This window comes from Pseudodesulfovibrio sp., from assembly GCF_028692895.1.
Classification (GTDB): domain Bacteria; phylum Desulfobacterota; class Desulfovibrionia; order Desulfovibrionales; family Desulfovibrionaceae; genus Pseudodesulfovibrio.
Genome location: NZ_JAQUWN010000012.1, coordinates 33,492 through 47,201 on the forward strand (window position 1 = coordinate 33,492; position 13,710 = coordinate 47,201).

At 67.2% G+C, this 13,710-nt stretch carries 12 protein-coding genes; 2 read left to right on the forward strand and 10 right to left on the reverse strand.

The genetic code is table 11. The annotated features are described in order from the left end of the window. Positions 1 to 94: 94 nt before the first annotated feature. From PHP91_RS04770 to PHP91_RS04810, 9 genes are all read right to left on the reverse strand, one after another. On the reverse strand, positions 95 to 517 hold the full coding sequence (locus PHP91_RS04770) for a universal stress protein (protein ID WP_300137627.1): 423 nt from the start codon (positions 515 to 517) through the stop codon (positions 95 to 97). 85 nt (positions 518 to 602) lie between these two features. After that, the gene (locus PHP91_RS04775) at positions 603 to 875 is read right to left on the reverse strand and encodes a hypothetical protein (RefSeq protein ID WP_300137630.1); all 273 of its coding nucleotides are present in this window, start codon (positions 873 to 875) and stop codon (positions 603 to 605) included. Positions 876 to 1,005: 130 nt separating this feature from the next. Continuing rightward, positions 1,006 to 2,370, reverse strand: coding sequence for a sigma-54 dependent transcriptional regulator (locus PHP91_RS04780; RefSeq protein ID WP_300137713.1), 1,365 nt, complete (start codon positions 2,368 to 2,370; stop codon positions 1,006 to 1,008). Beyond that, on the reverse strand, positions 2,370 to 3,770 hold the full coding sequence (locus PHP91_RS04785; protein WP_300137633.1) for an ATP-binding protein: 1,401 nt from the start codon (positions 3,768 to 3,770) through the stop codon (positions 2,370 to 2,372). The genes PHP91_RS04780 and PHP91_RS04785 overlap by 1 nt, the downstream gene beginning before the upstream one ends. A gap of 283 nt (positions 3,771 to 4,053) precedes the next feature. Then, positions 4,054 to 4,911, reverse strand: coding sequence for a glycerophosphodiester phosphodiesterase family protein (locus tag PHP91_RS04790; RefSeq protein ID WP_300137636.1), 858 nt, complete (start codon positions 4,909 to 4,911; stop codon positions 4,054 to 4,056). Beyond that, on the reverse strand, positions 4,912 to 5,766 hold the full coding sequence (locus tag PHP91_RS04795) for an ABC transporter permease (protein ID WP_300137639.1): 855 nt from the start codon (positions 5,764 to 5,766) through the stop codon (positions 4,912 to 4,914). Continuing rightward, positions 5,763 to 6,617 carry an ABC transporter permease gene (locus PHP91_RS04800; RefSeq protein ID WP_300137642.1) on the reverse strand — a complete coding sequence of 285 codons (855 nt, stop codon included), beginning with the start codon at positions 6,615 to 6,617 and terminating at the stop codon, positions 5,763 to 5,765. The genes PHP91_RS04795 and PHP91_RS04800 overlap by 4 nt, the downstream gene beginning before the upstream one ends. Before the next feature lie 2 nt (positions 6,618 to 6,619). Beyond that, positions 6,620 to 7,702, reverse strand: coding sequence for an ABC transporter ATP-binding protein (locus PHP91_RS04805; protein ID WP_300137645.1), 1,083 nt, complete (start codon positions 7,700 to 7,702; stop codon positions 6,620 to 6,622). 86 nt (positions 7,703 to 7,788) lie between these two features. Then, on the reverse strand, positions 7,789 to 8,847 hold the full coding sequence (locus PHP91_RS04810) for an extracellular solute-binding protein (protein ID WP_300137647.1): 1,059 nt from the start codon (positions 8,845 to 8,847) through the stop codon (positions 7,789 to 7,791). A 267-nt stretch (positions 8,848 to 9,114) separates the two neighbouring features. On the opposite strand from PHP91_RS04810, the gene PHP91_RS04815 reads away from it, so the two are divergent. Then, a complete protein-coding gene (locus PHP91_RS04815; RefSeq protein WP_300137650.1) occupies positions 9,115 to 10,311 on the forward strand; it encodes an MFS transporter in 1,197 nt (398 codons plus the stop codon). Between the two features lie 40 nt (positions 10,312 to 10,351). On the opposite strand, the gene PHP91_RS04820 is transcribed toward PHP91_RS04815, so the two are convergent. Next, positions 10,352 to 12,616 (reverse strand): mechanosensitive ion channel family protein, encoded by a 2,265-nt coding sequence (locus PHP91_RS04820; protein WP_300137653.1) that lies wholly within the window; start codon positions 12,614 to 12,616, stop codon positions 10,352 to 10,354. 191 nt (positions 12,617 to 12,807) lie between these two features. Between PHP91_RS04820 and PHP91_RS04825 the strand changes: the two genes are divergently transcribed. Further along, positions 12,808 to 13,524, forward strand: coding sequence for a DUF599 domain-containing protein (locus PHP91_RS04825; RefSeq protein WP_300137656.1), 717 nt, complete (start codon positions 12,808 to 12,810; stop codon positions 13,522 to 13,524). Positions 13,525 to 13,710: the final 186 nt, after the last annotated feature.

Here is a 13,710-nt window from a genome sequence, read left to right on the forward strand (position 1 = left end):
CTCCGGATCGCGCCGGGCCTCCATTCGCCCGCCGCGTCCCGCCGCACCGCGCGGCCGGTTCCCCGTCCCGCAACCGGTGCGGGAGGGGCGGCCGTCACTTCTGTGCGGACACCTTCTGCACCACTTCCACGTCGCACCCGGTCGTCGTGTTCACCGCGTCGATGGTCCGCATCAGCCTGACGTACACCTCGGCCCGCTTGCTCTGCGGGCTGCCGATGAACAGCTTGGAGATGTCGTTTTCGCTGATGAATTTCGGGATCTCCTCCTCCATGCGCCCCCGGGCGACGAAGAATTCGACCCTTCGCCCGCCGGAATGGTCCTCGGCCAGGATCGACTCCAACCGCTTCTCGGGCGAGCCGATCCACTCGTCCGCGTCGCCGGTTTCGTCGCCATAGTCCGGGTCGATGACCAGGAGGATGGAGACCCTGGCCGCGATGCGGCGGGTCAGCCCCATCGCGTAATACGCAAGCCAGAGGCTCGACTGGGATGTGTCCACGACGATCAGTACGTTCTTCATGATGCCTTCCGTTGAACAGGCCATAGCAATGGCGGTGCCAGAAGCACGCAGCGGGCTGAACAAGCCAACACGCTATAATTGCTTGTTATTTATTTTCACGGTTGGCGCGCTCCGGCCGGTTTTCGGGAAATTGCGTTTCAATCTGAAAAACTGGCGGCGAAACAGCCGAACCGGCGAAGCGCAGGGGCTGGCAGGGAAGTTTCTTGAATAACATACTTGAATAAATTAATTTTATATAATGCGCATACCGCGCTTTCGCCGAAAACCGCGCTTTTCGTGTTTCAATCTGAACAACGTCCTGCGGACCAAAGGCGGGGAATCGGGTTTTGTGAAAAAAACCGCGTTTCAAAATGAACAACGTCCTCCCCTCCCGCTGCGGAGCGGCCGGACGGGGCGCGAAAAAAGGCGAAAAAAAGACCCGGCCGAGGGGGCCGGGCCTTTGGAAAGCAAGGCGGCGGGAGGGAGGACGCGGGAACGGCGCGCGGGCGCTACGCCTCGTCGTCGGTGGTTTCCAGGCCGTATTTCTTGATCCGCCGCCACAGGGTGGTGCGCGGAATGCCGAGGATGCTGCTGCTCAGCCCCTTGTTGTGGCCCGTGGCCGCCAGGACGCGCTCGATGTGCCGCTTTTCCACCTCCTCCAGGGGGAGCAGGCCTGGGGTGCCGAAGCTGCTGAAGGCCAGGTTGAGCAGGTCGGACGGCAGCTCGCGCACGCCGATGACCTCGCCGTCGGCCAGGGCCACGGCGCGCTGGACGATGTTCTCCAGTTCGCGGACGTTGCCCGGATAGTTGTACTGGTTGAGCACCTCCATGGCCTGGGGCGCGATGGAGCGGACGCTCTTGCCGAACCGGGCGTTGAAGGTCTCCAGGAAGTGGTTGGCGAGCAGCGGGATGTCCTCCTTGCGCTCGGCCAGGGCGGGCAGGCGGATGCGGACCACGTTGAGGCGGTAGAAGAGGTCCTCGCGGAACCGCCCGGCGGCCATGGCCTCCTGAAGATCCCGGTTGGTGGCGGCGATGACCCGGATGTCCAGGTCGATGGGCTGGGTGCCGCCCACGCGCAGGATGCGCCGCTCCTGGAGGACGTGGAGCAGCTTGACCTGCATGTTCAGCGGCATCTCGCCGATCTCGTCCAGGAATACCGTACCGCCGTTGGCGGATTCGAGCAGGCCGATCTTGGTGGCCGTGGCCCCGGTGAAGGCCCCCTTCTCGTGGCCGAAGAGCTCGCTCGAAATGAGCTCCTCGGTGAAGCCGCCGCAGTTGAAGGAGACGAAGGTCCTGTCCTTGCGCGGGCTCAGGTCGTGGATGGCCTTGGCCGCCCGCTCCTTGCCCGTGCCGGTGTCGGCCTGGAGCAGGACGTTGCAGTTGACCCCGGCCACTTTGCGGATCATGGCGAAGACGTCGAGCATGACCCGGCTGGTCCCCAGGAAATCGTTGAGCGGCGGGGCCTCGCGCAGGGCCTCCTTCAGGCGGCGGTTCTCGGCCCGGAGCTCCAGCTTCTCCTGGGCCTCGCGGGCCGAGGTCTTGACCTCCTGGAGCCGGAACGGCTTGACGATGTAGCCCGACGCGCCCTTGGCAGTGGCCTCCACGGCCGAGGGGATGGAGGCGTTGCCGGTGATGATGACGGCCTCGACGCTGTCGTAGCCCATCTTGACCGCCTCCAGGATCTCGATGCCGCCCATGTCGGGCAATTGGAGGTCGATGAACACGAGCTGGAACGGGTCCTCGCTCATGCGCGCCAGGAAGGCGTGGCCCAGGCCGAAGGTCTCGACCTCGAACCCGAGCTTTTCCAGGGCGCGGCCGACCATCCTGGCCGCCTGCGCCTCGTCGTCGATGACCGCCGCGCGGAAGGGACGCATCACGCCTCCCCCCCGCCGTCCTGGATGGGCAGGCACACGGTGAAGGTGGTGCCCCGTCCCGGTTCGCTCCGCACGCCGACGGACCCGCCGTGCTTCCTGACGATGCCGTAGATGATGGACAGGCCGAGCCCGGTGCCCTTGCCCACGGGCTTGGTGGTGAAGAAGGGGTCGAAGACCCGGCTCAGGGTGTCCTTGTCCATGCCGCAGCCGGTGTCGGCCACGTCCACGCACAGCATGTCGCCCTGGCGGCGGCCCGTGATGCGCAGGTGGCCGCCCTTTTCCATGGCCTGGTCCGCGTTGAGGAAGAGGTTGATGAAGACCTGCTGCAGGTAGTGCATGTCGCCCCGGATGTCCGGCAGGTCGACGGGCACGTCGGTCTCCACCTTGACCCCGCCCAAGGCCAGTTGGTTGCCCACCAGCTTGAGGGTCTGGCGGATGACCGCGGCCATGCCCAGGGGCCGGAGCGTGCGCTGCTCCGCCCGCGAGAAGTCGAGGAGGTTGCGCACCACCTCGCTGGCGCGCGCGGTCTCGCCGATGATGTCCTGCAACAGCTCGCGCATCTCGGCCCTGGGCATGGCGTCCAGCTCTTCAAGCAGGGTGTCGGCCGTGAGCGAGACGTTGTTGAGCGGGTTGTTCAGCTCGTGGGCGATGCCCGAGGTCAGGGTGCCGATGGAGACGAGCTTGCGCGCCTCGACCAGTTGCTCCTGGCGCTTGTCCAGCTCGTCGGCCATGTTGGTGAAGGCAGCGCGCATCAGCACGGAGATGGGGTCCTCGCTGCGCAGGTGCTGGATGGCCTCGTAGTCGCCCTTGGCCACGCCCTCGGCCGCGCGCTGCACGTAGTTGAGCCGCTCCAGAATCTTGCGCGCCTGCCAGACGAAGACCACGGTGATGACCACGAGCAGCGTGAGCATGACCAGGATGGGCATGAACTTGATGCGGTCAAGCGCGCTGTGGATGCGCTGCTGCTTTTCCCGCAGCAGGTCCTGGGCGGTCCGGACCAGCCCGGCCCCGTATTCGCGGGTGCGCACGGCCACGGTCTTGTCGCCCCCGGCCAGGGAATGGAGCAGCGTCCGGTATTCGCCGATGCTGGCGCGCAGCTCGGCGTAGCGGGCCTCGCCCTCGATCTCCACGATCTTGGGCCGGAGCACCTCCACGGTCCCCTCGGCGCGGTCGAGGTAGACCAGGGCCTCCTTCAGGCTGTTGGGCTCGGGATAGAACATGAAATTCTTCTCGTAGCGCCGGGTCTCCAGGATGTCGGAGAGGACGTTGTGGAACTCGTCCATGGTGGTCAGCCGGTCGCGGAAGGCGTCGATGTTCCACCAGTACATGCCCATGGTCAGGAGCATGAACAGGACGTAGGCGCCGAACAGCACCAGTCCCTTGATCTTGAGCGCTTGCATACGGACTCCCTTTGCGCGGGCCCGCGACGTGAAAGGCCCCCCGCTCTGTCGGCGGGGGCCTTCCCTCGGACCCGCTCTCTAACATCGCTCCAAACGGGGGAAAAAATCAACTTCCCGCGCACGAGGCCTCCCGAGACCGCGCCCGGCGGCAGACCCTCGGCGAGGCTCGGATCGCGCAACACCGTGAAATGGTTGCGGTCCCCGGCACGACCGGCCCGGCACGGAGGGCGCGGAGTTGCGCCCCCGCCGATCCGCTCCGGGGCGGCGGGCTCCCGGTGACGGGTCAGGCCGCCTCGCCGCCGTCGCCGTCCAGCCTGGCGCGCAGGGTGTGGGTGTAGTCGGTGGTGATGCCGAAGCACCCGGCGTCGATGAGGTCCACGGCCCGGTCCATGTCGTTGACCGTGTAGGGGGTGACGCGGAAGCCCAGGCTGGCCAGGCGGCGCACCAGGGCGAGGTCGGTGACGGCCTCGTCCGGATGGTAGCCGACGCAGCCGAGGGAGCGCAGGTAGTCGGCCAGGTCGTCGGGATGGCGCTCCTCGGTCAGGGCGGCCAGGGGAATGGCCGGGTTCAGGCGGCGCAGCTCGCGCAGGTAGTCGTGATTGAAGGAGGAGACCAGGATCAGGTCCTCGGCCTCCAGCTCATGCACCAGGTCCAGCAGGTCGGCCACGATGGACAGGTCGCCCGGCGTGCGCACCTGGTCCTTGATCTCGATGTTCAGCGGAAAGCCGTTGGCGCGGGTGAAGGCCAGGACCTCGCGCATGGTCGGAATGCGCCGGGCGTCGGCCCGGGCCAGTTCCTCCGGCCCGGCCTCGCCCGAGGCCACGGCGCCGTAGGGATCGGTCCGCGCGAACCAGGAGCCCGCGTCGAGGGAACGCAACTCGGCCAGGGTGAATTCCTGGGTCCACCACGGCCTGCGGGCCGCGAACTCCGGCCGGTCGGCCACGTCCGTGGTCCGCTCCAGGGTGTCGTCATGGACCACCACAAGCCGGCCGTCGGCCGTCTTCTGCACGTCCATCTCCCAGAAATCCGCCCCGAGCTCCAGGCCGCGCCGGGCGGCGGCCAGGGTGTTTTCCGGCGCCAGGGCCCGCGCGCCGCGATGGGCGCAGACGTAGCCCGAGCCGGGCAGCCGATCGAAGAACATCTAGTCCTCCCGCTTGGTGAAGTAGAGATTGACCAGGGCGAGCAGCGAGGTCCCGACCACGAGCAGGAGGGAGACCGCGTTGATGACCGGGGTGCTGCCGTCGCGCACCTGCAGGTAGAGGTTGACCGGCAGGGTCGGTTCCGAGCCCACCAGGAACAGGGTGGTGTTGAAGTTCTCGAAGCTCATCAGGAAGGCCACGGCACCGGCCCCGATGAGGGCGGGCCGCAGAAACTTGAGGGTGACGTGGCGGATGACGCCGAACTGGGTGGCCCCCAGATTCAGGGCCGCCTCCTCCAGCGAGGGGTCGAACTTGCGCAGCCGGGCCGAGACCACCAGGGTGACGAAGGTGGTGATGAACGAGAACTGGCCGAGCACCACCAGCCAGAAGCTGGGGCGGAAGACCGCGAAGTCGAGCCCGAAGGTCTCGTCCAGGAAGGCCCCGGCCGAGTTGGACGCGAGCAGGAGCGAGATGCCCAGGATGACGCCGGGGATGACCAGGGGCGCGAGCATCAGCAGGTAGAGCACGCCCTTGAACCGAAAGTTCTCCTTCTCGAACAGAAAGCTGGCGCAGGTGCCCACCGCCACGCTGAGCAGGGAGACGCAGACCGCCGTCTGCAGGCTGGTCAGGAGCGAACGCAGGATCTGGTCGTCGTGGAACAGGCCGATGCGCTCCGGCCCGCGCGCCGCGAACCAGTCGAGGCTGAACCCCTGCCAGGGCAGGGACGGGAAGTCCGAATTGTTGAAGGCCAGCACGCAGGTGACCACCAGCGGTGCGAACAAAAACATGAAATACAGGATGATGAAGGCGTTGAAGGACCAGGAATAGCCCCGGCCGCGAGGCAGGGAGCGGATCAAGACGCCACCTCCCCGAGCCTCTGGCCCGTGAGCTTGAGGCCCGCCCATATGATGAGCGAGCTGAGGGCCAGCAGCAGGAAGCCGAAGGCCGAGCCCTGGTTCCAGTTGAAGCTGGCGATGAACTGGTTGTAGATCTGCTCGGTGAACCAGAGCGAGTTCTTGCCGCCCATCAGGTTGGGCGTCAGGTAGTTGCCCAGCGCCAGCATGAAGACCACGATGGCCCCGGAGGTTATGCCGGGCTTGCAGTGCGGCAGGATGATGGTCCGCCAGATGGCGATCTTGCCCGCGCCCAGGTCGTGGGCCGCTTCGATGAGCGAGTCGTCCAGGCTCTCCATGACCGAGACCAGGGGCACGATCATGAACAGCATGGAGGTGTAGACCAGCCCCATTATCATGGCCGCGTCGTTGTAGAGCATCTCGACGGGCTTGTCGATGAGCCCGAGCTTCAGCATCACGAAATTGAGCACCCCGGACTCGCGCAGCAGGATCATCCAGCCATAGACCCGGACCAGCTCGCTGACCCAGAACGGCAGCAGGAGCAGGATCATCAGCGCCCCGCGCACCCGCGAGCGGGCGAGCTTCGAGATGTAGAAGGCCACGGGCATGGCCAGCAGGAAGGTGATGAAGGTGGTTATCAGGGCGTAGAGCGCGGTGCGCACGAAGGTCAGCCAGTAGACCGGCTCGGTGAAGAAATTCCGATAGTTCTGGAGGGTCCAGCCCATCTCGCCGTAGTCGTTCTCGCCCCTGAAGCTCATGGTCAGGAGATCGAGGTGGGGCAGGACGATGAGCAGGAGGAGCCAGAGCAGGACCGGGGCGAAGAAGAGCCAGAAGACCAGGCGGGAGCGCGGCATGCCTAGGACTCCGCCTCAAAGCAGATGCCGGACTCTGGGTGCCAGCCCACGCGGATGTCGTTGCCGGGCTCGATGTGGTCGAACCGCCGGTTCTGCGGCAGGGTGACGAGGAGCTCGTGGTCCTCGCGGGTCACGGTGAGCAGCCGGCTGTTGGCCCCGTCGAAGAGGATGCTCTTCACGGTGACGTCGAAGAGATTCAGCCCGTCGGTCTCGCGCGGCTCGATGCGCATGGCCTCGGGCCGCAGGAAGAGGTCCACCACGCTGCCGTCCCCGCAGCATCCCTGGGCCCTGGCGCGGAAGGAGAAGCCCTCGTCCGTGGCCACCAGGACGTCGTCGCCCACCCGCTGGGTGATGCGGCCGCGCCACTTGTTGTTGTCGCCCACGAACCGGGCCACAAAGGGCGTGGCGGGACGGCCGTAGAGCTCCTGGGGCGCGCCCACCTGCTCGAACCGGCCGTCGTGCATCACGGCCACCCGGTCGGACATGACCAGGGCCTCGGACTGGTCGTGGGTGATGTAGATGAAGGTGGTCCCGATCTTGGCCTGGAGCTTCTTGAGCTCCAGCTTCATCTGTTCGCGCAGCTTGAGGTCCAGGGCCCCGAGCGGCTCGTCGAGCAGGAGCACCGAGGGGTCCAGGACCAGGCAGCGGGCGATGGCCACGCGCTGCTTCTGCCCGCCGGAGAGCTGATCGATGCGCTTGCGCCCGTAGCCCGGCAGCCCGACGCGGTCGAGGATGGCGGCGGTCTTGCGGCTGATCTCGTTCCCGGACGCGCCGCGCCGCCGCAGGCCGAAGGCCACGTTCTCGGCCACGTTCATCATCGGGAAGAGGGCCAGGTGCTGGAAGACGAGGTTGACCGGCCGCCGGTTGGGCGGCACGCCGATCACGCTCGCGCCCCGGATGTCGATGTCGCCCGAGGTGGGCGAGTCGAACCCGGCGATCATCCGGAGCAGCGTGGTCTTGCCGCAGCCGGACGGACCGAGGATGGAAAAGAAGGAGCCCGAGGGCACGTCGAAGGAGACGTCGTTCACCGCTGTAAAATCCGCGAACCGTTTCACCACGTTGCGGACGGAGAGGTCGTTGGTCATAGTCCCGGGCCGGTTGAGGGATTGAACAAGGCGGGGGGCCGTTTCGCCGCCCCCCGCCCCCCCTTTCGGATCGTCTGTTGCCGAGCCTACTCGGCGGCCTTGATCTTGTCCAGAACCTTGCCTTCCATGCTCTCAAGCTGGGCGGGCACGGGCGGGTACCACTTGATGTTGTCGATGGTCGCCTGGGGGAAGGAGCGCGCGAAGTTGGCGGCCACGGCCTTGTCGGTGTACTTGAGCGCGTCCGGGGAAGCCGTGGCGCACTTCTCCTGGGAGGAAAAGTAGCCCGCGTTCTCCGGCTTCATGATGAAGTTGATCCACTTGTAGGCGGCGGCCACGTTCTCGGCCTTGGCCGGAATGGCGAAGGTGTCGATCCAGCCCAGCGCGCCCTCCTTGGGGGCCTTGAAGTCGATGGCCTTGTTGTCCGCGTTGAGCTTCCACCCGCCCGCGTCCCAGGCCATGGCCACGAACACCTCGCCGGAGCGCATGGACTCGATCAGGGAGTCGCCGTTGGCCCAGTAGTTCTTGACGATGGGCTTGGCCGCGATGAGGGTGTCGGCGATCTTGTCGAGCATCTCCTTGTAGGCCTTGGGGTCCTTGTACAGGGCGAAGGGATCGTAGCCCAGGGCGAAGCCCATGGCGATCAGGGTCGGCCGCTTCAGGCGGTAGCTCACCCGGCCCTTGTACGTGGGATCGATGAGCGCTTTCCAGGAATCGGCCCCGGCGGCCTTGTCGCTGTTCACGACCAGGCCGGAGGTGCCCCAGCAGAAGGGCGCGGCGTAGGACTTCCCGCCCACCAGGGTGTTCTTCTTCACCGCATCGAGCATGGAGGGGATGAAGAGCTTGGCGTCGATCTTGGCGTAGTCCATGGGCTGGTAAAGATTGTACTTCTCCTGGACCGAGGAGATACGGTCCTGGGAGGGCTGGGCCAGGTCGAAGCCAGCGCCGCGCGTGGCGCGCAGCTTGGCGATCATTTCCTCGTTGTTGGAGAAGGTCACTTCGACCTTGATGCCGGTCTCCTTTTCGAAGGCGTCGATCACCTGCTGGGGGGCGTACCCCTTCCAAGTGAGCAGTTTCAGGGTTTCGGCCCGAGCCGTCCCGGCCAGGGCGAACATCGCCATCAGCACGAATACGAGAACCTTTTTCATGAGCACGCTCCGGATTGAAAAGTTGTGAAGTGAAATGGATAGTACAATTGCTTGCTACAATCAATTGTCGCAGAGCCAGGGACGGCCGCGCAACGCCCACCCGTCACGGCGACGTCAAGTTCTCGTGACAAACCGGCGCGATTCCCTGTTGCGCGGCGGGGCTTACAGGGGCAGAATCCCGGCCATGCAGACAGGGCGCATTCCCTCCGGCCGGACTCCGGCCTCTCCGCTCCGTCCGAAAGGACGGGCGTCGTGAAACTCCCGCGCATGAAACGGCCTCCCCTGCCGCGGGCCATCGTCACCCTGGGCTGGGTCAGCTTCTTCACCGACGTGGCCTCGGAGATGGTCTACCCGGTCATTCCCCTGTTTCTTGTCTCGGTCCTGGGCGCGCCCGCCGTGGTCCTGGGGGCCATGGAAGGCGCCGCCGAGGCCCTGGTCTGCATGATGAAGGGCGTCTCGGGCTGGCACAGCGACCGCATGGGCCGCCGCGCCCCCTACGTCCGGGCCGGGTACGGGCTCTCCGCCCTGTCCAAGCCGCTGCTGGCCCTGGCCTTTTCCTGGCCGCTGGTCTTCGTGGCCCGCTTGGCCGACCGGCTGGGCAAGGGGCTGAGGACCACGGCGCGCGACGCCATGATCGCCGACGCCGCGCCCCCGGCCGGGCTGGGCGGGGCCTTCGGCTTCCACCGCGCCATGGACACCTCCGGGGCCATCGTGGGCGTGCTGGCCGCCATGGGGCTCCTCGCCCTGCTCCCCGGCTCGTACCGGACCATCTTCCTGCTGTCCGCCCTGCCGGGCGTGGCCGCCGTCTGGCTGACCTTCCGTCTGCGCGAGCCCGGCGACCGGCCCGCCGACGCCGACAAGGCTTCCGCCCCGGCCGCGCCCAAGCTCCCGCTGCGCGAGTCCCTGCGCGGCCTGCCCGGCGAATACTGGCGGTCCCTGGCCCTGCTCTCCCTGTTCGCCTTCGCCAACAGCACCGACGCCCTGCTCCTGCTGCGCGCCAAGGACCTCGGTCTCGGCGACCTCCAGGTCATCGCGGCCTACGTCCTCTTCAACCTGACCTACGCTGCCACGGCCTATCCGGCCGGGCTGCTCAGCGACCGCGTGGGCCGCTGGCGGCTCATGCTCGGGGGGTGGACGCTCTACGCCCTGGTCTACTTCGGCTTCGCCCTGACCGGGCCGGCCGGGCTGTGGGCGCTGTTCCCGGTCTACGGCCTGTACATGGGCCTGACCGAGGGCGTGGGCAAGGCGATCATCGCCTCTGGCATTCCCAGGGAGCGCAAGGGCACGGCCATGGGCTTCTTCCTGATGGTCACCGGGCTGACGACCCTGGCCGGGAGCCTGGCGGCCGGGCTGGCCTGGGACCACATCGGCCCGCGCGCGCCTTTCATCATGGGCGGCGCGGCCGCTCTGCTCGCCGTGGCCGCCGGGCTGATCCCCTTCCGCCGGGCCGGCCGGGCTTCATAGGCCTGGCGCATGGTCCGGGAGCCATAGGCGCGGCCGGGCGTCACTCCTTTTCCTCTTCCTTCTTCTCCATCGCGCGAGTGGCGGCGGCCGCCAGGGCGGCCCGCTCCTCGTCGCCGAAGTCCCCGGCCACGGGCATGTGCACCGTGACCCTGGGCTTGGCGAACTCCACGCCCTCCTCGGCGAAATACTTGCGCATCTTGGCCAGCACCAGCTTGCGCAGGGTGAACTGCCCGCCCGGCTTGGTCATGAACTTGACCCGCATGAGCATTCCGTATTCCTCCATGGCCTTGACGCCCTGGCTCTTGATGTCGCTGAGCATCATCTCGTCCAGCTCCGGCACGGCGCGAATCTCCTTGTTGATCCGCTTGATGACCTTCTTGACCTTCTGAAGGTCCGTGTCGAAGGGCACGGTGTACTTGAGCTTCATCACGGCCCAGTCGCGGGAGTTGTTCTTGATGAGCTTCATGGAGCCGAAGGGGATGGTGTAGAGGAAGCCCAGGTGGTGCCGAAGCTTGATCGAGCGCACGGAAATCTCCTCCACCGTGCCCATGGCGCTGCCGGTCTCGATGTAGTCACCCACGCGGAAGGCGTCGTCCATGAGGAAGAAAATGCCGGAGATGATGTCCTTGACCAGGGTCTGGGCCCCGAAGCCGATGGCGATGCCGAACACGGACGCGCCCGCGATGAGCGGCCCGATGTCCACGCCGAGCGAGGAGAGGATGACCAGCACGGAGATGACCGTGATGGCCGCGAAGATGAACTTGCGCACCAGTTGCAGCAGGGTCGAGAAGCGGTCCCCGCCGTGGCCCCCGCCGTCGCCCTCGCCGTGGTCGCGGTCGCCCGCCGGGTGCTTGTCCCGCAGCTTGCGCTCGATGAAGTTGGAGATGAATATCCAGAAGATGTAGGCCAGCACCAGGGTGATGAGGGTGTTGAGGCCCGCGTCCACCATGTTGCGGCCGAACCGGATGTCCGCCCCCCAGGCGCGCAGGAGGGCGAAGACCGCCCCGGCCGCCACCAGGATGCGGAATCCGGCCGAGAGGAAGCGCTCGAACTTCGAGATGGGCGGCCGCGCGCCCTCACCGTCCCCGTCTTCACCCTTTGCCGCCGGGACCCCGGCCATGTTCACGGCGAAGGCTACCAGCCGCTGGGTCATCCAGTCGGCCAGCAGGTAGCCGGGCAGCAGGAGCAGGGTCGCCACCCCGGCCGAGAGCGCCTTCCGGCCGAAGGCCAGCAGGGCCACCACCCAGAACAGCCAGAAGACCATGGCGTAGGCGATGACGCCCGAGGCCCAGGCCCCGGCCAGTTGGTGGCGCAGGGACCCCTCGGGCGTGGCCGCCCGGATGGCCTCGGCCACGCGGCGCTTGTTCCACAGCGCCAGCAGGGAGACCATGGCCGCCGCCGCGAAGCCGGTCAGGGCCAGGACGAGGATATAGGCCAGCTCCGGCCCGTGGGCCATGCTCACCAGACAGCTCAGGAGCGCGCCCAGGACCACCACCCAGGCCAGACGCAGCCCCCAGCGGAAGAGATACCGCGCCGCCTGGTCGGACAGGGGCAGGAAGCGCAGCCCCGGCGCGTCGGGCGAGAGCGCGGCCCGCAGCCCGGCCCGGACCACGGCCATGCCCGCCAGGGCGGCCAGCCAGGCGAAGATGACCGGGCGGCCGTCCGCCGGTTCGTCGAAGACGATCAGGTAGGGCACGAGGGTGATGAGGACGGCGGCCAGGATCGCGGCCAGGTCCAGCCCGGCGCGGGCCAGCAGCCGCCCCGCGCGGACGGGCGCGGCGGTCCCGGCCGGCGCGTCCTCCACCGACAGCCGGACCCCGGCCATCCGCCGGGCCAGCAGCAGGCGGACCGCCAGCCAGACGGCCAGGACCATGGCCACGCCCAGGGCCAGGCGGCCGGGGGGATAGACGCCCCGGCCCGAAAGGGAATCGCGCAACGCCTCGGGCAGGAGCCGGGGCGCGGCGGTGTCGCCGGAAAAGAGCGCGGCCAGCCGGGTCCGGACCGCCTGGGCCACGGCCTTGGACTTGCGCAGGGCCGTCACCAGGCCCGATTCCTCGGGCGCGGCCGGGGCGGGCGCGGCGGCATTCAACTCCCTGATGAGCAGGCGGCGCACCTGTTCGTCGCTCATCCCGGCCAGGACGGCGCGGACCTGCTCCGGCGTGGCGTCGGGCGGGATGGAGACGTCGGCGTCCGCCTTCCCGCCAGGTTTGGGGCTATTCGCCAGAGCCGGTCCGGCAAGGATTCCCGCCGCGAGCAGACCGAGCAGCAACAGGGTCGGGATGGCGAAAAGGGGCCGTGTGCGCATGGCGTCCTCCGGGGGCGAGACAGGAATTGTCGATAGTCCTTCAATTACCGATTTATGCAATCCCTGTAAACCGTTGCGGAAGAATCCCGCCGGATCGTTGCAAAACGCGCCCCGGCGTCGTAAAAAGAAGAGGACGGAACCATCGCCCCGCAGGCCCGGGGCGCGACGCTCAACTCCCGCCGGAGGACCTGATGAAGGAAATGGTGGCCCCGCACCTCTTGGACATACTCTGCCTGCTCATCTCCACAGGCCTTTTCACGACCTACCACTTTTATGCGCGGCGGAAGCTGAAGACCAACCCCATCTACACCCTGTTCGGGGCCAACCAGTTGGCCAAGACCGCCTGGGTGGTGGGCGTCATGGAGGAGCGCAAGGACATCCTCGCGGTCCAGACCCTGCGCAACTCGACCATGGCCGCCACCTTCCTGGCCTCGACCTCCATCCTGCTGGCCGTGGGCCTGCTCACCCTTTCCGGCCAGGGGGAAAAGCTGGGGCAGATCTGGCACACCATGAACATGCTCGGCTCCACGGCGGAGAGCACCATCACCCTCAAGCTGCTGGTCATCCTGGTCAACCTGTTCATCGCCTTCTTCAATTTCTCCTTCGCCATCCGGCTGTTCAGCCACGTGGGCTTCCTCATCAACGCCCCCTCGGAGGAGGCGAGCTACGGCTCCTCCATCACCTTCGTGGCCATGCAACTGAACAAGGCGGGCGACTACTTCCACATGGGGATGCGCGCCTACTACTTCCTGGTGCCGCTCATTTTCTGGCTCTTCGGCCCCCTGCTCATGCTCCTGTCCACCACCGTGGTGGTGGTCCTGATCGCCCGCATCGAGCGCACGCCCAAGCTGGACTGCGAATACCTTTCGTCCTTCTTCCGCCAGTCCTGCACGCTGCCCAAGCGGTAGGGAGCCCGGCCGGGGCTCAGTCGCCGACCTGAAGCGCCCGCCAGTCCGCCTCGGCCACCTGGAAGAGGTCTCGCCCCCGTTGACGCGGACCAGCTCCTCGGGGCCGTAGACGTGGTCCACGGGGAACATCTCCCGTAGACGGCGTAGCAAAGGCGCGCCACTCCCGGCGCGTCCTCGGGCCGGAAG

Coding starts and splice junctions, on each gene's coding strand:
- PHP91_RS04825 (WP_300137656.1), top strand. CDS start 12,808: ATGAAGGAAATGGTGGCCCCGCACCTCTTGGACATACTCTGCCTGCTC.
- PHP91_RS04805 (WP_300137645.1), bottom strand. CDS start 7,702: ATGACCAACGACCTCTCCGTCCGCAACGTGGTGAAACGGTTCGCGGAT.
- PHP91_RS04785 (WP_300137633.1), bottom strand. CDS start 3,770: ATGCAAGCGCTCAAGATCAAGGGACTGGTGCTGTTCGGCGCCTACGTC.
- PHP91_RS04800 (WP_300137642.1), bottom strand. CDS start 6,617: ATGCCGCGCTCCCGCCTGGTCTTCTGGCTCTTCTTCGCCCCGGTCCTG.
- PHP91_RS04820 (WP_300137653.1), bottom strand. CDS start 12,616: ATGCGCACACGGCCCCTTTTCGCCATCCCGACCCTGTTGCTGCTCGGT.
- PHP91_RS04790 (WP_300137636.1), bottom strand. CDS start 4,911: ATGTTCTTCGATCGGCTGCCCGGCTCGGGCTACGTCTGCGCCCATCGC.
- PHP91_RS04815 (WP_300137650.1), top strand. CDS start 9,115: ATGAAACGGCCTCCCCTGCCGCGGGCCATCGTCACCCTGGGCTGGGTC.
- PHP91_RS04770 (WP_300137627.1), bottom strand. CDS start 517: ATGAAGAACGTACTGATCGTCGTGGACACATCCCAGTCGAGCCTCTGG.
- PHP91_RS04780 (WP_300137713.1), bottom strand. CDS start 2,370: ATGCGTCCCTTCCGCGCGGCGGTCATCGACGACGAGGCGCAGGCGGCC.
- PHP91_RS04810 (WP_300137647.1), bottom strand. CDS start 8,847: ATGAAAAAGGTTCTCGTATTCGTGCTGATGGCGATGTTCGCCCTGGCC.